We start from the raw sequence: 23,832 nt of genomic DNA, 5'->3' as shown, positions 1-23,832 counted from the left end.
GATGCGTCGTGGCCTCCCGCACCGCCGAGCCGACCGCTAGAATCCCGCCGAACAGGGAGTCGTCATGTCGTTCTGGGGAAAACTCGGCGGAGCCGCTGGCGGCTACGCGCTCGGCGGGCCGCTCGGCGCGATCGTGGGCGCCTTCGCCGGCCATTACCTGCTCGACCGCGAGGAGGGCCATCACAAGCCGCCGGCCTCGCCCGAACAGGATCAGCGCAGCCTGGCCTTCACGATCGGGGTCATCGCGCTGTCGGCGAAGATGGCGAAGGCCGACGGCGTCGTGGCGCCCGTCGAGGTCGAGGCCTTCCGCAAGATCTTTCACATCGAGCCCGAGGATCTGGCTGAGGTGTCGCACGCGTTCGACGTCGCGAGCCGTGACCTGGCGGGCTTCGACAGCTATGCGACGCAGCTTGCGGACCTGTTCCGCGACGAGCCGGCGACGCTTGAGGACGTGCTTCACGGGCTCGCCCACATCGCGGCGGCCGACGGCGCGATCCACGAGGGCGAGATGGCCTATCTCACCGAGGTCGCGACCATCTTCGGCCTGGAGCGGTCGCGCCTGCGGCGCGCGCTCGGCGCCTATGTGCGCTTCCCCGACAGCGACCCTTACGAGGTGCTGGGCGCTCCGGCGGACGCTTCCGACACGGAGCTCAAGCGGCGCCACCGGGAGCTCGTGTCCGAGAACCATCCGGACCGCGCGCTGGCTCGCGGGCTCCCGGCCGAGGCGGTCAGGATCGCGAGCTCGAAGCTTGCGGCGATCAACGCCGCCTGGGACGCCATCCGGGCCGAGCGCGGCCTCGCATGAGCTTCTCCCCGGACAGCCGGCTCGTTGCGGAGGTGCGCGCCGCGGCCAGCCACGACGAACGACGCGACGGCCGGACCCCGGACATCCTGCTGTTGCACTACACGGGGATGGCCTCGACCGACGAGGCCTGCCGCCGGCTGTGCGACCCGGAGAGCGGCGTTTCTTGCCATTATGTGGTGCTGGAGGACGGCCGGGTGCTGCAGCTCGTGCCCGAGGAACGGCGCGCCTGGCACGCCGGCGTGTCCTCATGGGAGGGCGAGACGGACGTCAACTCGCGCTCGATCGGCGTCGAGATCGCCAATCCGGGCCATGATTTCGGCTATCCCGACTTTCCCACAGCCCAGGTCGTCGCGGTCACGGAACTCTGCCGCGACATTTGCGCGCGATGGGGTGTGCAACCGGAACGCGTGCTTGCTCATTCGGACGTCGCGCCGCGACGCAAGCAGGACCCGGGAGAGAAGTTTCCGTGGGCGATTCTGGCGGCCGCCGGGGTGGGTCACTGGACAGCGCCGACGGCGCTCCGAGACGGCGACGAGTCGTTGAGGGAAGGGGACGAGGGCGCGCCCGTCGAGGACCTGCAAACCCTCTTGTCGCTCTACGGATACGGGGTCGAGATCGACGGCGTGTATGACGCCGCGACGGCCGCGGTCGTGCGCGCGTTCCAGCGGCATTTCCGGCCGGCCCGGGTCGACGGCGTCGCGGACTTCTCGACGGCGGACACGCTGCGCAACCTGCTGCGCGCTTTGCCGGCGCGATAATACCCCCCTGCCGCATTATCGACACGTGACAGTCAAGTTGCGACCAGATCGCGGTCGATCCGAGGTCACTTTCGCAAGGCTCTGGTCTCCCGGCGCGTAACGCATTCGGGAGTTAAAATATGCGTAGATCGACGATCGTCGTCGCTATGTTCGCGGCGACCGTCGCCTCGGCGGGAGCTACGCCGGTGAAGGAACGACTTGGCGGGGCCGCTGGCGTTCCTCAGCAAATCAAGCAGCAGTCAGTTTCGACTTCGGCCCAGAAGGGAAATTCTCAACACGCCATTAACGCAGCTCGTACGCCAGTGGTTCCGTTGAGGACGCGCGGCAATGCGGCGGCGGCTTTCACCTCGGCCCGCAACGCCGCTCCTGCGGCGGCGCCGGTCGCCGCCCAGGCGCCCGCCACGGCTGCCGCCAAGGCGCCGGCTGCGGCCGAGAAGGTCGCGCCGCGCAAGGCTCGCGTGGCGGCGAAGGTTCAGTCCAAGCGGAAGCGTGTGGCGATGAGCCGCGCGGCCGCTCGCCGGCTCGCCGCGAAAAGCCAGACGGTCTCGCTTCAGCGGGAGGTCGACCTCTCCCCGGCCAAGCCCTCGACGGCTACGGCGACGCTGCCCAAGGGCGGCATCCGCGACATGGTCACCGCCGCCGCCGAGCGGCACGGCGTCGACCCCTCGCTCGGCCACGCGGTCGTTCAGGTGGAGTCGATGTACAACGCCCGCGCCACCGGGCGGGGCGGCTATATCGGCCTCATGCAGCTGAGCTACCAGACCGCTCGCGGCATGGGATTCCGCGGCAGCCGGCAGGCGCTTTACGAGCCGTCCACCAACCTGACCTACGGCATGCGCTATCTGGCCGAAGCCGTTCGCAAGGCCGGCGGCAGCACCTGCGGCGCCGTGTCGAAGTACCAGGGCGGCCACGGCGTCAAGGGCGTGACCCGCGCCGGCGCGGTCTACTGCGCCAAGGTGAGGCGCTTCATGGCCGCGCGCAGCGGCTCCTCGAACCGCCGCGTCGCCTCGAACTGAGCAGGCGACGGCATGAAGCGGCCGGCGGGCTTGACCTGCCGGCCCGCTTGCCCCCACATCGCCCGGGCCAGCCGGCCGGACGGCCGCTCCGGTTCACGCCGGGGAGGAAAGTCCGGGCTCCACGGAAGCACGGCGCCGGATAACGTCCGGCGGGGGCGACCCCAGGGAAAGTGCCACAGAAAGCAAACCGCCGGCGGCCTCGGCCGCAGGCAAGGGTGAAAGGGTGCGGTAAGAGCGCACCGCGCGACCGGTAACGGGAGCGGCATGGCAAACCCCGCCGGGAGCAAGACCGAATAGGGGCGACACGCGACAGCGCTTCGGCGCGGCCGCAACCTGCTTCCGGGCCGTCGCCCGGGTTGGTCGCTAGAGGCGTCCGGCGACGGACGTCCGAGAGGAATGGTCGTCACGCGCGCGTTGCGGGGAAACTCGTCCGCGCGCCATACAGAACCCGGCTTACAGGCCGGCTGGCGTTTCCTGTATCGACCGTCTGGCGGCTGTGAGCGGGAGGCAGGCCATTGCGCGTGCTCCTGACCGGCGCCGCCGGCTTCATCGGCTTTCACGTGGCGGCCGGGCTCGCGGCGCGAGGCCATGAGGTCACCGGGATCGACCATCTCGGGGAGCCGCACCCGCGGCTCAAGCAGGCGCGCCTCGACGCGCTGGGCTCGTCGATCCGCTTCACTCGGGGCGACGTCACCGATCCGGAGCGCGTCGCCGGGATCGTCCGTGAAGCCGCGCCCGCCATCGTCGTTCATCTCGCGGCTCGCGCAGGCGTCAGGGATTCGCTGTCGGCGCCGTTCGCCTATCTGAAGGCGAACGAGTTCGGGCACCTCTGCGTGCTCGAGGCCATGCGCCGCCACGCGCCGGGCGCCCGGCTGATCTACGCGTCGTCGAGCGCGGTCTACGGCGTGCGCCATGACGGCCCCTTCCGGGAGGAGGACAGGGCCGACGAGCCGGCCTCGCTCTACGCGGCGACCAAGCGCGCGAACGAGCTGGCGTCTGCGGCCTATGCGCGGCTGTTCGGCCTTCGCCAGATCGGCCTTCGGCTGTTCACGGTCTACGGCGAGTGGGGGCGGCCGGACATGGCCGTCTGGAGCTTCGCGGACGCCGTTCTGAACGGGCGGGAGGTGACGCTCTACGATGGCGGCGCAGCGCGGCGCGATTTCACCGACATAAGCGACGTGGTCGCCGCGGTGATCGCCATGGTGGAGCGCTCCGGCTTCGACCATCACGAGTTCCCGCACCGGATCTACAATGTCTGCGGCGGCGCCTCGACCTCCGTGGCGGAGCTGCTGGGGATGATCGAGCGCGCCTGCGGGCGCCGCGCCGTCGTCCGCGAGCGCCCGTCGCCGCCCGGCGACACACCGTTCACGGCGGGTGATTCGGGGCGGCTCCGGGCGGATTACGGGATCACGACCTCCCCGGACGTCGCCGGCGGCGTGGAGCGCTTCGTCGCCTGGCTTCGAAACTCCCCGGAAGCAATGCGATCGGCGCGCGACGAATGACCGGAAGGGGGCGCGAACGGCCGCCCCCGGGGGTCATTGAAACACCTTCTTAACCCTAAGGAAGTTCTACTGATCCGGTCGCGCAACGGTCGCGAAGCGGCCCTTGTCAGGTCACGCGTCCTGGGCCGCGTCGCGCCGGCGATCGCCTGTTGGTCTCGTTGACGCCCATAGGGGCCCATGTTATCCCAAATCATCCCGTCGAGACGGCGTAACGACGGCTCCCGAGCAGGATGCTGGTCTTTTTCATCTGCGGCCCCGGCCGTCGCAGAGCCGGAGCTCGACGCCCGTCTTGATGCGGAGCCGTTCATGGGGGGCGGCTGGACGGACGCCCGCGCGACGGGCGTGGGGGGCTATGGACCGGTTCGTGTCCAACTTCACCAACCGGCTCGACGCCAAGGGGAGGGTGTCGATCCCTGCGCCTTACCGCGCGACGCTCGCCCGCGACGGGTTCGAGGGTCTCTTCATCCATCCTTCGCTCGAGCTTCAGGCGATCGACGGGGGCGGCAACGCGCTCCTGCAGGAGATCGACCAGCTGCTGGCGACGCTCGCGCCCTATTCGGACGAGCGGGACAGCCTTTCGACGGCTCTGCTGGGCGTCAGCGAGGTCCTCAAGATCGACGGCGAGGGGCGCATCGTTCTGAGCGAGAGCGCCAAGGCCTATGCGGGAATCCGGGACCAGGTGACCTTCGTGGGGCAGGGCTTCAAGTTCCAGATCTGGGAGCCCGAGCGGTTCCAGGCGCATCTGGCGACCGCGCGCGAGACCTTGCGGGAGCTCCGGCGGCGCGCTTTCGCGCCTCATTCGCTGGAGCGCACATGAGCTCGCCGCGCGACGCCCGGCCGTCCGACGAGGGCGCCAGCGCCCGGCACGAGCCGGTGATGCTCGCAGAAGTGCTCGCCGCCCTCGCGCCGCGCGACGGCGAGGTCATCCTCGACGGCACCTTCGGGGCCGGCGGCTATTCGCGCGCCATCCTCGAAGCGGCGGACTGCCGCGTCGTGGCGCTCGACCGCGACCCGAACGCCGTGGCCGGAGGGTTCGAGCTGGTCTCCCGGTTCGGCGGACGCCTGACGGTCGTCGAGGAGCGGTTCGCCAATCTCTCGACCGCGATCGACGATCTCGGAATCCCGGCGCTCGACGGCGTCGTGCTCGACGTCGGCGTCTCCTCCATGCAGCTCGACGAAGCCCGGCGCGGTTTCTCGTTCCGGCTCGAAGGGCCGCTCGACATGCGGATGGGCGGCGATGGGCCGAGCGCCGCGGACCTCGTCGAAAGCCTTGAGGAGAAGGAGCTCGCCGCGCTCATCAGGACGCTCGGCGAAGAACGCCGAGCGAGCGCGATCTCGCGCGCCATCTGCGCGGAGCGCGCGAAGGCGCCGATCACCGACACGCTGCGGCTCGCCGGGATCGTCGAGCGCGTCGTCGGCCGCGCCGGCGACGGCATCCATCCCGCGACGCGCACCTTCCAGGCGCTGCGGATCGCCGTGAACGACGAGCTGCGCCAGCTCGTCGGCGCGCTGTTCGCCGCGGAGCGCCGGCTCAGGCCCGGCGGCCGTCTGGTCGTCGTCTCGTTCCACTCGCTCGAAGACCGCATCGTCAAGCTGTTCCTCAACGACCGGACGCGCACCGCGTCGGGCGGCTCCCGCCACCTTCCGGAGGCGCCGGTGCCGCCGGCGACGTTCGAGGCGCTGTCGCATGGGGCCGAGAAGCCGACCGACGAGGAGACCGCCCGCAATCCGCGCGCCCGCTCGGCGCGGCTTCGGTCGGCGGTCCGCACCAGCGCGCCGCCCCGCGGCGGCGACGCTCTCGCTTATGGCGTGCCGCGCCTGCCGATCGCGCGGCTGATGGGAGACGCGTCATGAAGATCGCGCGCGTCCTCAACGTGATAGCGCTCGGCGCCCTGGTGGGCGCGGCGGTCACCGTCTACCGCATCAAATACGACGCCACGATGCACGCCGAGCACGCCGCGAAGCTCAGGCGGGAGATCGCCTCCGAGCGCGACGCGATCCAGACCCTCAGGGCCGAGTGGGCCTATCTGGCGCGGCCGGACCGGATCCAGGGCTTCGCCAAGGAGCATCTCGAACTCGGTCCGCTCGCCCGCGAACAGACCGTGAAGCTCGCCGCGCTGCCCGACCGTCCGGCGCCGGTGGACGAGATCGGCAAAAAGCTGGAGGCGCTCGGCCTGATGGGCGAGGACGCCAGCATCGCCGTCGACACGCCGGCCGCCGCCACCGCGCGCAAGCCGCAGCCTCAGCCGCCGGCGAAGAAGGCCACCATCGCGGTCAAGCCGGCCGCCGAACTCAGGGCGCCGGCCACGCGACCGGCCGCCAAGCCGCCGTCGTCGCCCAAGACGGCCGCGCCGATGAACCTCACGGACTTCCTGAAGAAGATGGGACTGGCGCAATGACGGGGCAGGAGGTTCTGGACGGAACGTTCCGCAACGGCGCGCTGATCGGCGCGGCGCTCGGCCGCTTCGCCGTCGCCTCGGCGCGCCGGCTGTGGATCTGGTCGGTGATCGGCGTGCGCTTCGTCCGCCGGGTCATCCGCGTCCTTGTCGGATCCGGAGAGGGTCTCGGCCTGACCACCGGCCGCCTGAGAATGGCCGCGATCGCCTTCGGCATCGTCTATATCGCGATCGTCGGCCGCCTCGTGCAGTATGCGGTCGCGCCGGGCGCCGAGACGGCCGCGGAAGTCGCCGAGACGGTGGCGGCGATCTCGCGGCCCGACATCGTGGACCGCAACGGGATGGTGCTGGCGACCGACGTCAAGGTCGCGTCGCTCTACGCCGAGCCCAAGAACATCATCGACGTCGACGAGGCCGTGGACCTGCTGCGGCAGGCGCTGCCCGAGCTCGACGAGAAGGAGCTGCAGGCCAAGCTCTCCACCAAGCGCGGCTTCGTCTGGATCAAGCGCGAGATCTCGCCCCGCCAGCAGGTGGCGATCTTCCGCCTCGGCATACCGGGCGTCGGCTTCGTCACCGAGAACAAGCGCGTCTATCCGAACGGAACGGCGGTTTCGCACATCCTCGGCTTCGCCGACGTGGACAACAAGGGCATCGCCGGGATCGAGAAGTATCTCGACACCAGCGGAAAGACGGCCGAAGCGGCCGCGGCCGCCTCCAAGGGCGGCCGGCTGCCGCCTGTCCGGCTGTCGCTCGATCTCAAGGTGCAGCACGCGATCCGCGACGAACTCGTCGCCGGCATGACGAAGTTCAAGGCGATCGCCGCCTCCGCCGCCATCGCGGACGTGCGGACAGGCGAGATCATCTCGCTGGTCTCGCTCCCCGACTACGACCCGAACACCCCTTCCAACGCGTTGAAGCCGGAGGCGATCAACCGCGTCAATGTCGGCGTGTTCGAGATGGGTTCGACCTTCAAGGCGCTGACGATCGCGATGGGCCTCGACAGCGGCAAGGTCAATCTGATGAGCCGCTTCGACGCGCGGGCTCCGCTGCGCTACGGCCGCTTCCTGATCCACGATTTCCACGCGACCCGCCGCATCCTGAACGTGCCCGAGATTTTCGTGCACTCCTCCAACATCGGCACGGCGCGGATCGCGCTCGGGCTGGGCATCGACGCCCACAAGGCGTTCCTGAAGAAGATGGGCCAGCTTGACCGCCTGAAGACGGAGCTGCCGGAAAGTTCGCGGCCAATCTACCCGTCGAAATGGGGCGAGCTGAACACCATCACCATCGCGTTCGGCCACGGCATCGCGATCGCGCCGATCCAGTCCGTCATGGCGGTGAGCGCGCTGGTCAATGGCGGCTACCTGGTGAAGCCGACCTTCCTGCACAGGACCGTCGAAGAGGCGATGGCGGAGGCGCCGCGGGTCATCCAGCCCAAGACCAGCGTCGAGATGCGCTACCTGATGAGGCTCAACGCCGAGAAGGGCTCGGCCAAGAAGGCCGACATCCCGGGCTACCGCGTCGGCGGCAAGACCGGCACCGCGGAGAAGGTGGTGAACGGCCGCTACTCCAAGACGAAGAACCTGACCGCCTTCACCGGCGTGTTCCCGATGGACGACCCCAAATACATGCTGCTGGTGGTGCTGGACGAGCCCAAGTCGCTGCCGGAGACCCACGGCTTCTCGACCTCCGGCTGGAACGCGGTCCCGATCGGCGGCCGCATGGTGGAGCGGGTCGCGCCGCTGCTCGGCGTGACGCCGGATTACGAAGCGCCGAGCGCCACCGAGCTGCTCGGGAACATCCCGGTCGGCGCGGTGGTCGGCGAGTGACGGCGGCGCGCACGCTCGGCGAGCTGTTTCCGGAAGCCGGGCTCGACGCTGTCTCGGCTGCCCGGCCGATCGCGGGGCTCACCGCAGACAGCCGGGCGGTGAAGCCCGGCGACGTGTTCGCCGCGCTTTCCGGCGCGAAGACCGACGGCGCGCGCTTCGTCGAGGCCGCCGTCGCGGCCGGGGCGGCGGCGATCCTGTCCGAGGCGCCGCTTCAGGCGCAGGTCCCGGTGGTGCTCGCCGCGGACGCAAGGCTCGCGCTTGCGAAGGCGGCGGCGCGGCTGTTTCCCCGCCAGCCGGCCACGATCGCGGCCGTCACGGGCACCAGCGGAAAGAGCTCGGCCGTCACCTTCCTGCGGCAGATCTGGTCGCATGCCGGCCTGCAGGCCGCCAGCCTCGGCACCCTTGGCGTCACCCGGCCGTCGGGCGCGAGCTACGGCTCGCTGACGACGCCCGACCCGGTGTCGCTCCACCGCACGCTCGACGCGCTGGCGGAGGAGGGCGTGAGCCATCTCGCGATGGAGGCCTCGTCTCACGGGCTCGACCAAAAAAGGCTGGACGGCGTTAACCTTAACGCGGTCGGCTTCACCAATCTCTCGCGCGACCACATGGACTACCACCCGACCGTCGAGCACTACCGGGAGGCAAAGCTCCGGCTGTTCCGGGAGCTGCTTCCGCAGGGCGGAACGGCGGTCGTGTGGGCCGATTCCGCAGCGTCGGCGGCCTTCATCGACGCGGCGGGCGCGCGCGGCGCGCGGCTGCTCACCGTGGGACGGAAAGGCGACGCGATCAGGCTCGAGGCCGTCGCGCGCGAAGGCCTCGCGCAGGTTCTGACGCTCGCTCATTCGGGCGGGGCCCGAAAGATCCGGATGCCGCTCGCCGGCGCGTTCCAGGTCGAGAACGCCCTGGTCGCAGCGGGGCTCGCGCTCGCGACCGGAGTGGCTTCCGCGGTCGCGTTCGACGCGCTCGAAGCGCTGCAGGGCGTGCCTGGCCGCCTTGAACTGGCGGGGGAGACCCGCGGCGCGGCGATCTTCATCGATTACGCTCACAAGCCGGACGCGCTCGCCTCCGCGCTTGCGGCGTTGCGTCCGTTCGCGTCCGGACGGCTGACCGTCGTCTTCGGCGCCGGCGGCGACCGCGACGCCGGCAAGCGTCCGCTGATGGGCGAGATCGCCGCCCGCGGCGCCGACAGCGTGATCGTCACCGACGACAATCCGCGCAGCGAGGACCCGGCCGGGATCCGGGCTCAGATTCTCGCGGCCGCCCCCGGGGCACGGGAGATCGGCGATCGCCGGCTGGCGATCGAGACCGCGATTTCCGAGGCCGGGGCGGGCGATGTCGTGCTGATCGCCGGCAAGGGTCACGAAACGGGCCAGATCGTGGGCGATCGGACGCTCCCGTTTTCGGATCACGAGGTCGTGCGGGCGACGCTCGCCAACAGGGGGGACGCCGCGTGAGCGCGCCCAGCAGTTTCGCCGAACCGCTCTGGTCGGCTTCCGAGCTCGCGCTCGCGACAGATGGGCGGCTGGCAGGCGCGCCGGCCGAAGACTTGGTCGGCGTCTCGATCGACAGCCGCAGCGTCGCGCGCGGCGAGGCGTTCTTCGCCATCAAGGGCGATCGCCAGGACGGCCACGACTTCGTGCGCGACGCGCTGGCGCGCGGAGCGGGGCTCGCGGTGGTGGACGAGGCGCATGCGGCGGAGCTTGCTTCGGCGGGGCCGCTGCTCGTGACGCCCGACGTCCTCGCCGCCCTGGTCGCGACGGGCGCCGCGGCCCGCGCGCGGTCGCAGGCGAGGATCGTGGCCGTGACCGGCTCGGTCGGCAAGACCAGCACCAAGGAGGCGCTGCGCGTCGCGCTCGGCGAGGACGGGCCGACGCACGCCTCCGCCGCCTCCCACAACAATCACTGGGGCGTGCCGCTCACGCTCTCGCGCCTGCCGAAATCGGCCGCCTACGGCGTGTTCGAGATCGGCATGAACCACCCGGACGAGATCAGGCCGCTCACCCGGATGGTGCGCCCGCACGTCGCGATGGTGATGAACGTCGAGCCCGTGCATCTCGCCGCCTTCCCGAACGTCGAGGCCATAGCCGACGCCAAGGCCGAGATCTTCGAGGGGCTCGTCCCGGGCGGCCACGCCGTCATCAACCGCGACAGCCCGCATTTCGAGCGGCTTTGCGCCGCCGCGCGCGCCTGCGGCGCCGAGGTGATGAGCTTCGGCGAGCACGTCACCTCGGATGCGAGGCTCGACCGCGTGGCGCTCAAGGACACCAGCTCCTGCGTGGCCGCCACCATCCTCGGCGAGCCGCTCACCTTCAAGGTCGGGGCGCCCGGCCGGCATCTCGTCCAGAACGCGCTCGGCGTGCTGCTGGCCGCGAAGCTGCTCGGCGCCGATCTCGCCCTCGCGGGGCTCGCGCTCGCCAGGTTCGCGCCGCCCGCCGGGCGTGGCCGCCGGCACGAACTCGAGACGCCCACCGGGTCGCTGATCGTCATCGACGAGAGCTACAACGCCAACCCCGCCTCGATGCGGGCGGCGCTCGCGTTGCTGGGCCACACGCCCGTCGGGGCTTCAGGGCGTCGCATCGCGGCGCTCGGCGACATGCTCGAACTCGGCGCCTCGGAGCAGGAGCTGCACGCAGCCGTCGCCGAAGCGGTCACCGCCTCGAAGATCGATCTCGTCTACACCGCCGGTCCGCTGATGCGGGCGCTCCACGACGCGCTGCCCGCCCAGCGCCGGGGCGCCTGGGCGCCGACGGCGGCCGAACTCGAACCCATCCTCCTGCAGAGCGTGCGCGGCGGCGACGCCGTGATGATCAAGGGGTCGAACAGCTCCCGCATGGGCCCGCTGGTCTCCTCGCTCTGCGCCCGCTTCGCGCCGCTGACGGCCGACGAAACCACCTCGGCCGAGTGAACCGATGCTGACCTTTCTTGCCGACCTCTCGGGCGTCGTTCCGGGGTTCAACATCTTCCGTTACATCACCTTCCGCACCGGCGGCGCGGTGATGACGGCGGCTCTGTTCGTCTTCCTGTTCGGTCCCTGGATCATCGACCAGCTGCGCCTCAAGCAGGGCAAGGGCCAGCCGATCCGCGCCGACGGCCCCCAGTCGCACCTGCTGAAGCGGGGCACGCCCACCATGGGCGGGCTGATGATCCTGTCGAGCCTGATCGTCACGACCCTGCTGTGGGGCAATCTCACCAACCCCTATGTCTGGATCGTGCTGTTCGTGACGATCGGCTTCGGCGCGATCGGCTTCTATGACGACTACCTCAAGGTCACGAAGCAGAGCCACGCCGGTTATTCGGGCAAGATGCGGCTCGCGCTCGAGATCGCGATCGCGGTGATCGCCGTCTATCTGATCGCCGTCGCGGGTCAGCCGGCTTCGTTCCATTCCCCGAACCTGCCGGCCCTCGACCTCGGCTTCTCGACCTCGCTCGCGTTCCCCTTCCTGAAGAACTTCCTGCTCGATCTCGGCTGGCTGTTCCTGGCGTTCGGGGCGCTCGTCGTGGTCGGCTCCGGCAACGCCGTGAACCTGACCGACGGGCTCGACGGGCTCGCCATCGTGCCGGTGATGATCGCGGCGGCGAGCTTCGGCTTCATCGCCTATCTGGCCGGCAACGCGGTGTTCGCGGATTACCTCCAGATCCACTTCACGCAAGGCACCGGCGAACTTGCGGTGCTGTGCGGCGCCGTGCTCGGCGCGGGCCTCGGCTTCCTCTGGTTCAACGCTCCGCCGGCCCAGATCTTCATGGGCGACACCGGCTCGCTCGCGCTCGGCGGCATGCTTGGCGCGGTCGCCGTGGCGACCAAGCATGAGATCGTGCTCGCGATCATCGGCGGCCTGTTCGTGCTGGAGGCGATCTCGGTGATCGTCCAGGTCGCGTCCTTCAAGCTGACCGGCCGCCGCGTGTTCCGCATGGCGCCCATCCACCATCATTTCGAGCATCTCGGCTGGTCCGAGTCGCAAGTGGTCGTGCGTTTCTGGATCATCGCCGTCGTGCTCGCCCTGATCGGGCTCGCGACGCTCAAGCTGAGGTGAGGGGATGAGCGTGCAGATCAGGCGGCGCCAGGGTTTTCGCGCGCTGCGCGACGCGGTCTTGCGGATGGCGCCGCAACACAAGGGTTTAGGCTTGATCGATTTCCGGGCCACTCGGCCGGACGCGCCGCGTGAGGCGGCGCATCTCGATCCGCGCCTCGCGCTCGACGCCTCCGCGCCGTTCCTCTGGATCAATCGCGCACGGCGTCGCTCCTCGTGACGCCTGCGACAGCGTTCAAGGGGAAGCGCGTCGCGGTCTTCGGCCTCGGCGGCTCCGGCCTCGCGACGGTGCGCAGCCTGGTCGCCGGCGGCGCCGACGTGACGGCGTTCGACGATTCCGCCGCCAGCGTGGAGAAGGCGAGGGCGGAGGGTCTTCCGACCGGCGATCTCCGCGAGGCGGACTTCGCGGGGTTCGACTCGCTGGTGCTGGCGCCCGGCGTCCCGCTGACCCATCCGACGCCGCACTGGACCGTGGAGCGCGCGCGCGCCGCGGGCGTCGAGATCATCGGCGACATCGAGATCTTCTGCCGCGAGCGCCGCGCGATCGCTCCAGGCGCGCCGTTCGTCGCCATCACGGGCACCAACGGTAAATCGACCACCACGGCGCTCACGGCCCATCTGCTGCGCGCCGCCGGCTGGGACGTCCAGATGGGCGGCAATATCGGCGTCGCGATCCTCGACCTCGAGCCGCCGGCGCCGGGGCGGACGCATGTCATCGAGTGCTCGTCCTACCAGATCGACCTCGCGCCGAGCCTCGACCCGACCGTGGGCGTGATGCTCAATCTCTCCGAGGACCACCTCGAGCGGCACGGGACGATGGAGAACTACGCCGCGATCAAGCAGCGGCTGGTCGCCGGCGCCGGCACGGCCGTCATCGGCCAGGACGACGAATTCTCGCGGACGATGTCGAGCTTGCTTGAGGCCGACGGCGTAAACGTCGTCCCGATCTCGGAAAAGGATCGTCTGGACCTCTCGGGCGCGCGCGCTCTTCGTGGGGCGCACAACGTCCAGAACGCGAGCGCAGCGCTGGCCGCCGTGCGCGCGCTCGGAATGCCGGACGAGACCGCCCGGGCCGGCCTGCTGACCTTCCCCGGGCTCGCGCACCGGATGGAGGAGATCCCCGGGCCGGGGCGGGTGGTGTTCATCAACGATTCCAAGGCCACCAACGCCGACAGCGCCGCCAAGGCGCTGGCCTCGTTCCCGCGCGTGTTCTGGATCCTCGGCGGCAAGCCCAAGACGGGCGGCATCGACGCGCTGGTCTCCTTCTTCCCCAGGGTCGAGCGCGCCTATCTGGTCGGCGAGGCCGCGGAGGCGTTCGGCCGCACCCTCGGCGCGCATGACGTGCCGCACGTGATCTCGGAGACGATCGACCGCGCGGTGGCCGAGGCGACGGCCGACGCGGAGCGCTCGGCCGAAGCCGAGCCGGTCGTGCTGTTCTCCCCTGCCTGCGCGTCGTTCGACCAGTTCCGCAATTTCGAGGAGCGCGGCGAAGCCTTCCGCAGGGCCGTGCAGGCGCTCGCCGGCTAAGCCCCGGTCGGATTTCATTAACGCTAACGAATGCATGCTCGCGGAGCGGCCGCCTGGACGGCGGTCGGGCGATGCTCCCGGAGTGACGGCCGATGATCTCCCGCGCTGAACGCACGGTCTTTGGCGAGTGGTGGTGGACGATCGACCGCGGCCTGCTGTTCGCAGTGGGCGCGCTGATGGTGCTCGGCGTCGTGCTGTCGCTCGCGGCGTCGCCGCCGGTGGCCGAGCGGATCGGCGTCGACATGTTCCATTTCGTCAATCGCCAGGCGCTGTTCCTGCCGCCCGCGATCGTCGTCATGGTCGGCGTCTCGTTCCTGAGCCCGCGGCAGATCCGGAGGCTCGCCTGGATCACCTTTGCGGGCGGAATCGTCCTGCTCGCCGCCACGCTGTTCATCGGCACCGAGATCAAGGGCGCCCGGCGGTGGGTCAGCTTCGCCGGGATCGTGGTGCAGCCGTCGGAGTTCGTGAAGCCGGCCTTCATGGTGCTGGCGGCCTGGCTGTTCGCCGAGGGCTCGCAGCGCCGCGACGTTCCGGGCCATCTCCTGTCCGCCGCGCTGCTCGGCTGCGTGCTCAGCCTTCTCGTGCTGCAGCCGGATCTCGGCCAGACCGTGCTCACCACCGTGGTGTGGGGCGCGCTGTTCTTCCTCGCCGGCCTGCCGTGGATCTGGGTCGTCGGCCTCGGCGGCGCGGGCGCGCTCGGGCTGGGCGCGGCCTATGAACTGCTGCCGCACGTGGCGCGCCGCATCGACCGCTTCCTCGATCCCGAGACCGGCGACAACTTCCAGATCCAGAAGGCCACGGAGGCCTTCACCTCGGCCGGCTGGTTCGGCAAGGGGCCGGGCGAGGGCACCGTCAAGCGGATCATCCCGGACGGCCACACCGACTTCATCTTCGCCGTGACGGCGGAGGAGTTCGGCCTGATCTTCTGCATCGCCATCGTGGCGGTCTACGCCTTCATCGTGATGCGCGGGCTGATGCACGCCCGCCGCGAGCAGGACGGCTTCGTGCGGCTCGCCATCGCCGGCCTCTCGATGCTGTTCGGGCTGCAGTCGGCGATCAACATGGCGGTCAACTTGCACATGATGCCCGCCAAGGGCATGACGCTGCCCTTCATCTCCTATGGCGGCTCCTCGATGTTCGCGCTCGCTCTTGGCATGGGCATGCTTCTCGGACTGACGCGACGGCGGCCGCGGGCCGACACCATCGCGGCCGAGATCGCGCGGCACGCCCGCCGCCAGCAGACCGCCGCGGCCGGGGCGCCGGCGTGAGCGGCGGCGCGCCAATTCTGCTCTCCGCGGGGGGCACGGGCGGCCACTTGTTTCCGGCCGAGGCGCTCGCCGTCGAACTCGAGCGCCGCGGCGCCGCGGTCGATCTGATCACCGACGAGCGGGCGCTGGCCTATGCGGCCCATTTTCCCGCGCGCGCCGTGCATGCGGCGCCCGCCGACACGATCAGGGGGCGCGGAGCGGGCGCTTACGCGAAGCTCGGCCTGACGATCGGACGGGGCGTGCTGCGCTGCCTCGGCATCCTGCGCCGCGTGAGGCCCGCGGCCGTGGTCGGCTTCGGCGGCTACCCGACCTTCCCGCCGCTGGTCGCGGCGCGCCTGCTCGGCATCCCGGTCGTCCTTCATGAGCAGAACGCCGTGATGGGACGCGCCAACCGGATGCTGGCGCGGCTCGCGAGCGCGATCGGCACCGGCTTTCCGCGCGTCGCGCAGCTTCCCGCGGGGCTCATGACGACCCATGTCGGCAATCCCGTGCGTCCCCAGGTGCTGGCGGCGCGCGAGGTGAGCTACCAGCCGGCGATGGAAGGCCAGCCGATCCGTCTCCTCGTGTTCGGCGGCAGCCAGGGCGCGCGGATCATGTCCGAGGTCGTGCCGGAGGCCGTGAGGCTGCTGCCGTCCGACCTTCGCGGCCAGCTGCACGTGACCCAGCAGGCGCGGCCGGAGGACATTGACGGCGTCCGCAAGGCCTACGCGGAGGCCGGCGTCTCGGCCGAACTCGCCTCCTTCTTCGACGACATGCCCGCCCGCATGGCGCTCGCCCATCTCGTGATCGCGCGCGCGGGCGCCTCGACGGTCGCCGAGCTCGCGGTGATCGGGCGTCCGTCCATTCTGGTGCCGCTGCCGCATGCGCTCGACAATGACCAGCTCGCCAACGCCAATGCGCTGGCGTCCGCCGGCGGGTCGGTGGTGACGCCGCAGGACCGCTTCACGGCGCAGTCGCTGTCCGACGAGCTCAGCGTCCGCCTCGTGGACCCCGAAGGTCTCGCGGCCGCCGCCGCGGCGGCGAAGAGCGTCGGCGCCCCCGACGCAGCCGCGCGCCTCGCCGATGTGGTATTGGCGGCGGCGAATCGCAGGCTCGCGCCCCATTCCGGGGCCGCGGCTCCCGTGCTCTAGGCTTTCCGTGTCTTCATGAAACTGCCCCGCGACATCGGCCCCGTCCACTTCATCGGCATAGGCGGCATCGGCATGTCCGGCATCGCCGAGGTGCTGGCGAACCACGGCTACAAGGTGCAAGGCACCGACGCCGCGGAGGGCGCCAACGTGAAGCGCCTGCGCGAGCGCGGCATCCCGGTCACGATCGGCCACGCCGCCGAGAACCTCGGCGAGGCCGAGGTCGTCGTCGTCTCCTCCGCAATCAGGCGGGACAATCCGGAGCTTGCGGCCGCGCGCGAGAACCGGCTGCCGGTGGTGCGCCGCGCCGAGATGCTGGCGGAGCTGATGCGGCTCAAGACCTGCGTGGCGATCGCCGGCACGCATGGCAAGACCACCACCACCTCGCTCGTCGCCACGCTGCTCGACGCCGGCGGGCTCGACCCGACGGTGATCAATGGCGGCATCATCAACGCCTACGGGACCAACGCCCGGATGGGCGAGGGCGACTGGATGGTGGTCGAGGCGGACGAGAGCGACGGCACCTTCCTGAAGCTGCCGACCGACGTCGCCGTCGTCACCAACATCGACCCCGAGCATCTCGACCATTTCGGCACGTTCGACGCCATCAAGGCGGCGTTCCGCTCCTTCGTGGAGAACGTGCCGTTCTACGGCTTCGCGGTGATGTGCCTGGACCACCCGACGGTGCAGGACATGGTCGGCCTGATCGAGGACCGCCGGGTCGTGACTTATGGCGAGAACCCGCAGGCCGACGTGCGGCTGCTCGATCTCGACCTGCGCGGCGGGACCTGCCGGTTCCGCGTCGTGGTGCGCGACCGCAAGACGGGCGGCGAAGTCTCGCTCGACGGCCTGGAGCTGCCGATGGCGGGTCACCACAACGCGCTGAACGCGACGGCCGCGATCGCGGTCGCGCACGAACTCGGCATCCCGGGCGAGCAGATCCGCGCGGGCCTCGCGAGGTTCGGCGGGGTCAAGCGCCGCTTCACCCGCGTCGGCGAGTGGAACGGCGTCACGATCTTCGATGATTACGGGCATCATCCGGTCGAGATCGGGGCCGTGCTGAAGGCCGCCCGCGCCTCGACGGAGGGGCGTGTGATCGCGGTCGTCCAGCCGCACCGCTATTCCCGCCTGCACGCGCTGTTCGACGGCTTCTCGAGCTGCTTCAACGACGCCGACACGGTGATCGTCGCTGACGTGTACGCAGCGGGCGAGCAGCCCATACCCGGCGCCGACAGGGACAGCCTAGTGGCCGGCCTGCGCGCCCGCGGGCACCGCCACGTCGTTCCGCTGGAGGGCCCGCAGGCGCTCGCAGGCGTGGTGGCCGGCGTCGCCCGGCCCGGCGACTACGTCGTGCTGCTCGGCGCCGGAACCAGCACCAACTGGGCGGCGGCGCTGCCGGAGGAGCTCGCGGCGCTCGGGCCTCAGGTCGCGGCGTGAGCGCGCTCGCCGACAGGCTGGCCGCCCTGACGCCGGAGCTGCGCGGCAGGCTGGTCGCCGGCCAGAGGCTGGCCGACATCGCCTGGTTCCGCGTGGGCGGACCCGCGGAGGTCCTGTTCTCGCCGAGCGACGAGGGCGACCTGAGCTACTTCCTTGAGCGCGCGCCGCAGGACGTCCCGATCTATCCGATCGGCCTCGGCTCGAACCTGCTGGTGCGCGACGGCGGCATGCCGGGCGTGGTGATCCGGCTCGGCAAGACCTTCGCGGGGATCGCGGTCGAGGGCGACGCAAGGCTCAGGGTGGGCGCGGCCGCGGCCGACAAGCGGGTCGCGATCGCGGCGCTCGAGGCCGGCATCGGCGGCTTCGCCTTCTATCACGGCATCCCGGGTTCGATCGGCGGCGCGCTGAGGATGAACGCCGGCGCCCACGGGACAGAGACCAGCGACCGCGTCGTCGAGGTGTACGGCGTCGACCGTTCGGGCGCGCGCCGCACGTTCTCGAACGCGGACATGGGCTACGCCTACCGGAGCTCGAAGGCGCCGCAGGACGTTATCTTCACCGGGGCGCTCCTGCAGGGCTATCCGGAGACGGAGGATGCGATCCGGGCCGAGATGGACGCGGTCGCCGAGCACCGCGAGACCAAGCAGCCGATCAAGAGCCGCACCGGCGGCTCGACCTTCAAGAATCCCCCGGGGCATTCCGCCTGGAAGCTGATCGACGCCGCGGGCTGCCGCGGCTTTCGGGTCGGCGGGGCGCAGGTCTCCGAGATGCACTGCAACTTCCTCATCAATGTCGGCGGCGCGACGGGCGCCGACATCGAGTCGCTCGGCGAGGAGGTGCGCCGCCGGGTGAAGGAACACTCTGGCGTCGAACTTGAATGGGAAATCAAGCGGATAGGGGTGGCGGCCTGACGTAGGCCGTAAAGCGGGCGCGAAGCGGGGCGTCATCCCGCCCGCGCGCGCAAACCTCTCCGTGGTCATCGGGTCAGCCGGGCCACGGCGCGCCTTGATCTGAAAGCGATCCGGCTCTGCGCGGCTGTCGCCGCTTCGGCCGGGATGACGACGCGAACATCCGGGGAATCGCCGATCATGTCCAAGCACGTCGCCGTCCTGATGGGCGGCCTCTCCTCGGAGCGTCAGGTTTCGCTCTGGTCCGGAACCGCCTGCGCCAATGCGTTGGAGGCGGAGGGCTTTCGGGTGACGCGGATCGACGTCGGCCGCGATCTCCCGGAGGCGCTGCTGCGCGTGAAGCCGGATGTCTGCTTCAACGCGCTGCACGGCCGCTTCGGCGAGGACGGCACCGTGCAGGGGCTGCTGGAGGTGATGGGCATCCCCTACACCCACTCCGGCGTGCTCGCCTCGTCGCTCGCGATGCACAAGGAGCGCGCCAAGATCGTGATGGCGGCGGCTGGCGTGCCGGTGCCCCAGGGGCGGGTCGTCACGCGAGCGGAAGCGGCCGCCGGGCATGTGCTCGAACCGCCTTACGTGCTGAAGCCGGTCGACGGCGGATCGTCGGTCGGGGTGCTGATCGTTAACGAGGATCAGGCGCATCCGCCGCAGGAGCTGACGCGCGACGACTGGAGCCACGGCGAATCGCTGCTGGCGGAGAAATTCATTGCGGGCAAAGAGCTTACCTGCGCCGTTCTGAACGGCGAGCCGCTCGACGTGATCGAAATTCTGCCGTCGGTCGGGTTCTACGATTTCGAGGCGAAGTACGCGAAGGGCGGCTCCAGACACGTTCTTCCGGCCCAAATTTCACCCTTTGTTTACCAAGAGGCACGAAGACTGGCGGTCGCGGCGCACCACGCCCTCGGGTGCCGCGGGGTCAGCAGGGCCGATTTCCGTTTCGACGACCGCGATGGCGGAAGCGGGGAACTTGTCTGTCTCGAAGTGAACACGCAGCCCGGCATGACGGAGACGTCGCTCGTGCCGGAACTCGCCGCTTATGTCGGCATGGGGTTTGGTGAGCTCGTTCGATGGCTAGTGGAGGACGCCTCCTTAGATCGCTAGACGAACCTCTCGCCCCGCGCGGCTACGGCCGTCCGGCGCAGAGCCGCCCCCGGCTGGTCTACAAGACCGATCCGAACATGCGCGCGGCCCACGAGCCCGGCCGCCGCTCCAGGCCGGACCTCGACGACGTCGACGAAGTGATCGGCGCGAGCCGCTGGTCCAACATCCGCTTCAAGCTCGAGCGGCTCGTCCGCAAGCGCCGGCTGGGCGTCGCGCTGACGCTCGCCTTCTACGCCGGCACGGGCCTGCTCGGGATGGTCGAAGGCGGCCACTGGCCGGCCGTCCGGTACGAACTCGCCAATCTCCACATCACCACCGCGAACGCGCTCGGCTTCCGCGTGGTCGCGGTCCAGACCGAAGGCCAGCTCGCGCTGACCGACGACGAGGTGCTGCTCGCCCTCGGGGTCAAGGACGACACGGCGCTGCCGTTCCTTGACGTGAAGGCGGCGCGCGAGCGGCTGATGGCCAATCCGCTGGTCGCCGACGCCACCGTCCGCAAGCTCTATCCGGACCGCGTCACGGTCCATCTCGTCGAGCGCAAGCCGTTCGCGCTGTGGCAGCACGACGGCAAGGTCCAGATCCTGGCCGCCGACGGCACGGCGATCGACGAGTTCCGCGACAGCCGCTTCGCCCACCTTCCGCTGGTGGTCGGGCCGGGCGCGAACGATCGGGCGCAGGCGTTGCTCGCCGCGCTCGACCTCGCCCCGAAGGTCAAGGAGCAGACCTACGCGGCGGTGCTGGTGGCCGAGCGGCGCTGGAATCTCCGGCTGCGCTCCGGCGTCGAGGTGAAGCTGCCCGAAACCGATTTCTCCGCCGCGCTGGCGCGCCTCGAGACCATGCAGGAGCGTCAGAATCTGTTCGGCAAGTGGATCACCGTCGTCGATCTCCGGTCGCCGGCGCGCACGGTCGTGCAGCTCGCGCCGGAAGCGGCCGAGATCATGGCCGAGGCCGACAAGGCGGCCGCCAAGGCCCGGAAGAAGGCAGGCCAGACATGAGCGGCGGCGCTTTCCCCTACGGCGTGGTGCCGAAGATGCGCCCGCTCCCGGCCCGCCGCGCGGTGGTGGTCTCGGTGCTCGACGTCGGCACCTCCAAGATCGCCTGCCTGGTGGCCCGGCTGCGCCCGGTCGAGCCCGGCGACGCGCTGCCCGACCGCACCCACACGGTGGAGCTGATCGGCGTCGGTCATCAGCGCTCCCGCGGCGTGAAGGGCGGCCAGGTGGTCGACATGGACGCCGCCGAGCAGGCGATCCGGCTCGCGGTCGACGCCGCCGAGCGGATGGCCGGCGTGCAGATCGAGAGCGTGATCGTGTCGGTCTCGGCCGGACGGCTCGCCTCCGAGACCTTCCACGCCGAGGTTCCGGCCTCCGGGCGCCCGATCGAGGATCGCGACATCCGGCGCGTCCTGCAGGCGGGCTGCGTGCACACCGTGCGGCCGAACCGCGCCGTCGTGCACTCGATCCCGACCGGCTTCGCCCTCGACGCCACGCGCGGCGTCCGTGATCCGCGCGGCATGGTCGGGCAAAGCCTCGGCGTCGACATGCACATCGTCACCGCCGAGGCGGCGCCGCTCCGCAACCTGATGCTCTGCGTCGAGCGCTCGCACCTCAACGTCGAGACGATGGTCGCCGCGCCTTACGCGTCCGGCCTCGCCTCGCTCGTGGACGACGAGAGCGAGATGGGCGTGACGCTCGTCGACATGGGCGGCGGCACGACTTCGGTCGCCGTCTTCAAGGGCGGCAACTTCGTTCATTCCGACGCGGTCGCGCTCGGCGGGCACCACGTCACGCTCGATCTCGCGCGTGGTCTCTCCACCTCGATCGACGAGGCGGAGCGGCTGAAGACGCTGCACGCCAGCGTGTTCCCCTCGCTGACCGACGAGCGCGAGCAGATCGCCGTCACCCCGGTCGGCGAGAACGAGCTCGACGCCACGACCTACCTGCCGAAGTCGATGATCGTGAAGATCGTCAAGCCGCGCGTCGAGGAGATCCTGGAGCTCGTCCGGGACCGGCTGAAGGCGTCCGGCTACGCGGCCGAGGCGCGCCGCGTGGTGCTGACCGGGGGCGCGTGCCAGCTCACCGGCCTGCCGGAGCTCGCGCGCGGCATCCTCGACCGCCCGGTCCGGATCGGGCGGCCGCTCGGGGCCCGCGGGCTCCCGGAGGCGGCGAAGGGGCCGGCCTTCGCGGCCCCTGTGGGGCTCCTGGTGTTCCCGCAGGTCGCGGGGCTCGAACACGTCGATCCGCGGCGCATGAGGCGGGGCGGACCGGCGCAGAAGAACACGTACATCCACCGCGTGGGGCGGTGGCTGAAAGAGAGTTTCTGACCGGCGGCGCGGCGGCCGACGGTCGGATGGGGCGAGCGCCCCCCGAACGCCGAAACTGACATGGCAATCGCCGGGATGGCGCGAGAACCTTAGAGGCATGCGATGACGATCAACCTGAAGATGCCGGACATCCGGGAGCTCAAGCCGCGGATCACCGTGTTCGGCGTCGGCGGCGCCGGCGGCAACGCGGTGAACAACATGATCGAGGCCGGGCTCGCCGGCGTCGATTTCGTCGTCGCGAACACCGACGCGCAGGCGCTGACGCTCTCGAAGGCCGAGCGCATCGTCCAGATGGGCGTGCAGGTGACCGAAGGCCTCGGCGCCGGCTCCCAGCCGGAAGTCGGCCGGGCGGCCGCCGAAGAGGTGATCGACGAGCTGCGCGATCACCTGTCGGGCGCCCACATGGCGTTCATCACCGCCGGCATGGGCGGCGGCACCGGCACGGGCGCCGCGCCCGTGGTGGCCCGCGCGGCCCGCGAGGCCGGCATCCTGACCGTCGGCGTCGTCACCAAGCCGTTCCACTTCGAAGGCCAGCGCCGGATGAAGACGGCCGAGGCCGGCATCGAGGAGCTGCAGAAGGCGGTCGACACCCTCATCGTCATCCCGAACCAGAACCTGTTCCGGGTCGCGAACGAGCGCACCACCTTCGCCGACGCCTTCGCGATGGCCGACCAGGTGCTCTACTCGGGCGTCGCCTGCATCACCGACCTGATGGTCAAGGAAGGCCTTATCAATCTCGACTTCGCCGACGTCCGCGCGATCATGCGCGAGATGGGCAAGGCGATGATGGGCACCGGCGAAGCCTCCGGCGACAAGCGCGCCGTCCAGGCCGCCGAGGCCGCGATCGCCAACCCGCTGCTCGACGACGTCTCCATGAAGGGCGCGCGCGGCCTGCTGATCTCGATCACCGGCGGCAACGACCTCACCCTCTATGAAGTCGACGAGGCCGCGACCCGCATCCGCGAGGAGGTCGATTCCGAGGCCAACATCATCCTCGGCGCGACCTTCGACGAGAGCCTCGACGGCATCATCCGCGTGTCCGTCGTCGCGACCGGCATCGACCACATTCTCGAGGCGGGCATGCCGAGCCCGGCCGAGCAGCGCATCGCCGAGCTCTCGAACCGCTTCAAGCAGACCCAGCCGGCCGCGACCCGCTCGCCGGAGCCCCAGCCGCTGCCGCAGTTCCGCCCCGCGCAGCCGACCGACCACGCCATGGAGGCTCCCGCCGAGGAGAATCACTATGACGCCCAGGTCGTCGCCGCCATCGAGGACGTGACGATCCGCGCCGCCGCCCCGCGCGCTCCGATCGCCGAGCAGCCGATGCATGCTGCGCCGGAGATGGAGGAGCACGAGGATCACGAGCAGCCCTTCATCCCGCCGCATGCGGAGCGGGCGCCCTCGCGCATGCCCCGCATGCCGCGCATCGAGGATCTGCCGATGCCCGTGCAGGCGCAGGTGCGCGCCGCGAGCCGCGAGCAGGCCGAATCCGCCGCTCCGGACCGCAAGCGCATGACGCTGCTGCAGCGACTCGCCAACGGCCTGAGCCGGCACCAGGACGAGGAGCCCGCGCACTACCAGGCGCCCCAGCCCGTCGCCCCGCAGGCTCCGCGCCCGCAGGCGCCGCACCCGGACATGGCGCGCCGCCCGCAGGCGCCCGCGCAGCGTCATGCGCAGGGCCAGTACGACGCCCAGGGCCGCGCTCCGGCCCAGCAGCCCCGCGGACTCGAGGACGATCAGCTCGAGATCCCGGCGTTCCTGCGGCGCCAGGCGAACTGACGCCCGGCCGCAAGGTCAGCAGCGGGCGCCGGCC

Annotated in this window: 21 protein-coding genes and 1 other RNA gene; all 22 read left to right on the top strand. The window is 70.6% G+C overall.

Going from position 1 to position 23,832, the window contains the following annotated elements:
* Positions 1 to 64: 64 nt before the first annotated feature.
* The 22 genes from GGR24_RS16045 to ftsZ all read left to right on the top strand — a co-directional run bounded on the left by GGR24_RS16045 (position 65) and on the right by ftsZ (position 23,798).
* Complete coding sequence (locus GGR24_RS16045) at positions 65 to 805, top strand: TerB family tellurite resistance protein (protein ID WP_183396386.1); 741 nt, start codon at positions 65 to 67, stop codon at positions 803 to 805.
* A complete protein-coding gene (locus GGR24_RS16040) occupies positions 802 to 1,563 on the top strand; it encodes a peptidoglycan recognition protein family protein (RefSeq protein WP_183396385.1) in 762 nt (253 codons plus the stop codon). The genes GGR24_RS16045 and GGR24_RS16040 overlap by 4 nt, the downstream gene beginning before the upstream one ends.
* 311 nt (positions 1,564 to 1,874) lie before the next feature.
* Positions 1,875 to 2,579, top strand: a complete 705-nt coding sequence (locus GGR24_RS16035; RefSeq protein ID WP_210286231.1) for a lytic transglycosylase domain-containing protein — start codon at positions 1,875 to 1,877, stop codon at positions 2,577 to 2,579.
* 67 nt (positions 2,580 to 2,646) lie between these two features.
* Positions 2,647 to 3,051: RNase P RNA component class A (gene rnpB / locus GGR24_RS16030), an RNA gene on the top strand.
* A 49-nt stretch (positions 3,052 to 3,100) separates the two neighbouring features.
* Entirely contained in the window at positions 3,101 to 4,081 is a 981-nt protein-coding gene (locus tag GGR24_RS16025; RefSeq protein ID WP_343066279.1) for an NAD-dependent epimerase/dehydratase family protein, read from the top strand.
* Positions 4,082 to 4,433: 352 nt separating this feature from the next.
* On the top strand, positions 4,434 to 4,898 hold the full coding sequence (locus tag GGR24_RS16020) for a division/cell wall cluster transcriptional repressor MraZ (RefSeq protein ID WP_183396383.1): 465 nt from the start codon (positions 4,434 to 4,436) through the stop codon (positions 4,896 to 4,898).
* Complete coding sequence (gene rsmH / locus GGR24_RS16015) at positions 4,895 to 5,935, top strand: 16S rRNA (cytosine(1402)-N(4))-methyltransferase RsmH (RefSeq protein WP_183396382.1); 1,041 nt, start codon at positions 4,895 to 4,897, stop codon at positions 5,933 to 5,935. The genes GGR24_RS16020 and rsmH overlap by 4 nt, the downstream gene beginning before the upstream one ends.
* Positions 5,932 to 6,480 (top strand): cell division protein FtsL, encoded by a 549-nt coding sequence (gene ftsL, locus GGR24_RS16010; protein WP_183396381.1) that lies wholly within the window; start codon positions 5,932 to 5,934, stop codon positions 6,478 to 6,480. Before rsmH ends, ftsL begins: the two co-directional genes overlap by 4 nt.
* Positions 6,477 to 8,306, top strand: coding sequence for a peptidoglycan D,D-transpeptidase FtsI family protein (locus GGR24_RS16005; protein ID WP_183396380.1), 1,830 nt, complete (start codon positions 6,477 to 6,479; stop codon positions 8,304 to 8,306). The genes ftsL and GGR24_RS16005 overlap by 4 nt, the downstream gene beginning before the upstream one ends.
* Positions 8,303 to 9,760: a UDP-N-acetylmuramoyl-L-alanyl-D-glutamate--2,6-diaminopimelate ligase gene (locus tag GGR24_RS16000; protein ID WP_183396379.1), complete on the top strand. Its 1,458-nt coding sequence runs from the start codon at positions 8,303 to 8,305 to the stop codon at positions 9,758 to 9,760. Before GGR24_RS16005 ends, GGR24_RS16000 begins: the two co-directional genes overlap by 4 nt.
* Positions 9,757 to 11,211: a UDP-N-acetylmuramoylalanyl-D-glutamyl-2,6-diaminopimelate--D-alanyl-D-alanine ligase gene (locus GGR24_RS15995; protein WP_183396378.1), complete on the top strand. Its 1,455-nt coding sequence runs from the start codon at positions 9,757 to 9,759 to the stop codon at positions 11,209 to 11,211. The genes GGR24_RS16000 and GGR24_RS15995 overlap by 4 nt, the downstream gene beginning before the upstream one ends.
* A gap of 4 nt (positions 11,212 to 11,215) precedes the next feature.
* Complete coding sequence (mraY, locus tag GGR24_RS15990) at positions 11,216 to 12,337, top strand: phospho-N-acetylmuramoyl-pentapeptide-transferase (protein ID WP_183396377.1); 1,122 nt, start codon at positions 11,216 to 11,218, stop codon at positions 12,335 to 12,337.
* Positions 12,338 to 12,341: 4 nt separating this feature from the next.
* Positions 12,342 to 12,554 (top strand): hypothetical protein, encoded by a 213-nt coding sequence (locus GGR24_RS15985; RefSeq protein WP_183396376.1) that lies wholly within the window; start codon positions 12,342 to 12,344, stop codon positions 12,552 to 12,554.
* Positions 12,551 to 13,861, top strand: coding sequence for a UDP-N-acetylmuramoyl-L-alanine--D-glutamate ligase (gene murD, locus GGR24_RS15980; protein WP_183396375.1), 1,311 nt, complete (start codon positions 12,551 to 12,553; stop codon positions 13,859 to 13,861). Before GGR24_RS15985 ends, murD begins: the two co-directional genes overlap by 4 nt.
* Positions 13,862 to 13,953: 92 nt before the next feature.
* Positions 13,954 to 15,129, top strand: coding sequence for a putative lipid II flippase FtsW (gene ftsW / locus GGR24_RS15975; RefSeq protein ID WP_183396374.1), 1,176 nt, complete (start codon positions 13,954 to 13,956; stop codon positions 15,127 to 15,129).
* On the top strand, positions 15,126 to 16,259 hold the full coding sequence (gene murG / locus GGR24_RS15970) for an undecaprenyldiphospho-muramoylpentapeptide beta-N-acetylglucosaminyltransferase (RefSeq protein WP_183396373.1): 1,134 nt from the start codon (positions 15,126 to 15,128) through the stop codon (positions 16,257 to 16,259). The genes ftsW and murG overlap by 4 nt, the downstream gene beginning before the upstream one ends.
* Positions 16,260 to 16,274: 15 nt before the next feature.
* Positions 16,275 to 17,693: a UDP-N-acetylmuramate--L-alanine ligase gene (gene murC / locus GGR24_RS15965; RefSeq protein WP_183396372.1), complete on the top strand. Its 1,419-nt coding sequence runs from the start codon at positions 16,275 to 16,277 to the stop codon at positions 17,691 to 17,693.
* Positions 17,690 to 18,604 (top strand): UDP-N-acetylmuramate dehydrogenase, encoded by a 915-nt coding sequence (gene murB / locus GGR24_RS15960; RefSeq protein WP_183396371.1) that lies wholly within the window; start codon positions 17,690 to 17,692, stop codon positions 18,602 to 18,604. Before murC ends, murB begins: the two co-directional genes overlap by 4 nt.
* Before the next feature lie 177 nt (positions 18,605 to 18,781).
* A complete protein-coding gene (locus GGR24_RS15955) occupies positions 18,782 to 19,702 on the top strand; it encodes a D-alanine--D-alanine ligase (protein ID WP_183396370.1) in 921 nt (306 codons plus the stop codon).
* A gap of 77 nt (positions 19,703 to 19,779) precedes the next feature.
* On the top strand, positions 19,780 to 20,697 hold the full coding sequence (locus GGR24_RS15950) for a cell division protein FtsQ/DivIB (protein ID WP_183396369.1): 918 nt from the start codon (positions 19,780 to 19,782) through the stop codon (positions 20,695 to 20,697).
* On the top strand, positions 20,694 to 22,022 hold the full coding sequence (gene ftsA / locus GGR24_RS15945; RefSeq protein WP_183396368.1) for a cell division protein FtsA: 1,329 nt from the start codon (positions 20,694 to 20,696) through the stop codon (positions 22,020 to 22,022). Before GGR24_RS15950 ends, ftsA begins: the two co-directional genes overlap by 4 nt.
* A gap of 102 nt (positions 22,023 to 22,124) precedes the next feature.
* Positions 22,125 to 23,798: a cell division protein FtsZ gene (gene ftsZ / locus GGR24_RS15940; protein ID WP_183396367.1), complete on the top strand. Its 1,674-nt coding sequence runs from the start codon at positions 22,125 to 22,127 to the stop codon at positions 23,796 to 23,798.
* Positions 23,799 to 23,832 lie beyond the last annotated feature (34 nt).

Source organism: Hansschlegelia beijingensis (assembly GCF_014196425.1).
GTDB classification, from domain to species: Bacteria; Pseudomonadota; Alphaproteobacteria; order Rhizobiales; family Methylopilaceae; genus Methylopila; species Methylopila beijingensis.
The sequence above is the reverse complement of the archived record's forward strand: the minus strand, read 5'-3'. Positions and strand labels throughout refer to the sequence as shown.

Bases quoted from the DNA above. Each gene is read 5' to 3' on its own strand.
- GGR24_RS16045 (WP_183396386.1), top strand. From the start codon at position 65: ATGTCGTTCTGGGGAAAACTCGGCGGAGCCGCTGGCGGCTACGCGCTC.
- GGR24_RS16040 (WP_183396385.1), top strand. From the start codon at position 802: ATGAGCTTCTCCCCGGACAGCCGGCTCGTTGCGGAGGTGCGCGCCGCG.
- GGR24_RS16020 (WP_183396383.1), top strand. From the start codon at position 4,434: ATGGACCGGTTCGTGTCCAACTTCACCAACCGGCTCGACGCCAAGGGG.
- rsmH (WP_183396382.1), top strand. From the start codon at position 4,895: ATGAGCTCGCCGCGCGACGCCCGGCCGTCCGACGAGGGCGCCAGCGCC.
- ftsL (WP_183396381.1), top strand. From the start codon at position 5,932: ATGAAGATCGCGCGCGTCCTCAACGTGATAGCGCTCGGCGCCCTGGTG.
- GGR24_RS16005 (WP_183396380.1), top strand. From the start codon at position 6,477: ATGACGGGGCAGGAGGTTCTGGACGGAACGTTCCGCAACGGCGCGCTG.
- mraY (WP_183396377.1), top strand. From the start codon at position 11,216: ATGCTGACCTTTCTTGCCGACCTCTCGGGCGTCGTTCCGGGGTTCAAC.
- GGR24_RS15985 (WP_183396376.1), top strand. From the start codon at position 12,342: ATGAGCGTGCAGATCAGGCGGCGCCAGGGTTTTCGCGCGCTGCGCGAC.
- ftsW (WP_183396374.1), top strand. From the start codon at position 13,954: ATGATCTCCCGCGCTGAACGCACGGTCTTTGGCGAGTGGTGGTGGACG.
- murC (WP_183396372.1), top strand. From the start codon at position 16,275: ATGAAACTGCCCCGCGACATCGGCCCCGTCCACTTCATCGGCATAGGC.
- GGR24_RS15955 (WP_183396370.1), top strand. From the start codon at position 18,782: ATGTCCAAGCACGTCGCCGTCCTGATGGGCGGCCTCTCCTCGGAGCGT.
- GGR24_RS15950 (WP_183396369.1), top strand. From the start codon at position 19,780: ATGCGCGCGGCCCACGAGCCCGGCCGCCGCTCCAGGCCGGACCTCGAC.
- ftsA (WP_183396368.1), top strand. From the start codon at position 20,694: ATGAGCGGCGGCGCTTTCCCCTACGGCGTGGTGCCGAAGATGCGCCCG.
- ftsZ (WP_183396367.1), top strand. From the start codon at position 22,125: ATGACGATCAACCTGAAGATGCCGGACATCCGGGAGCTCAAGCCGCGG.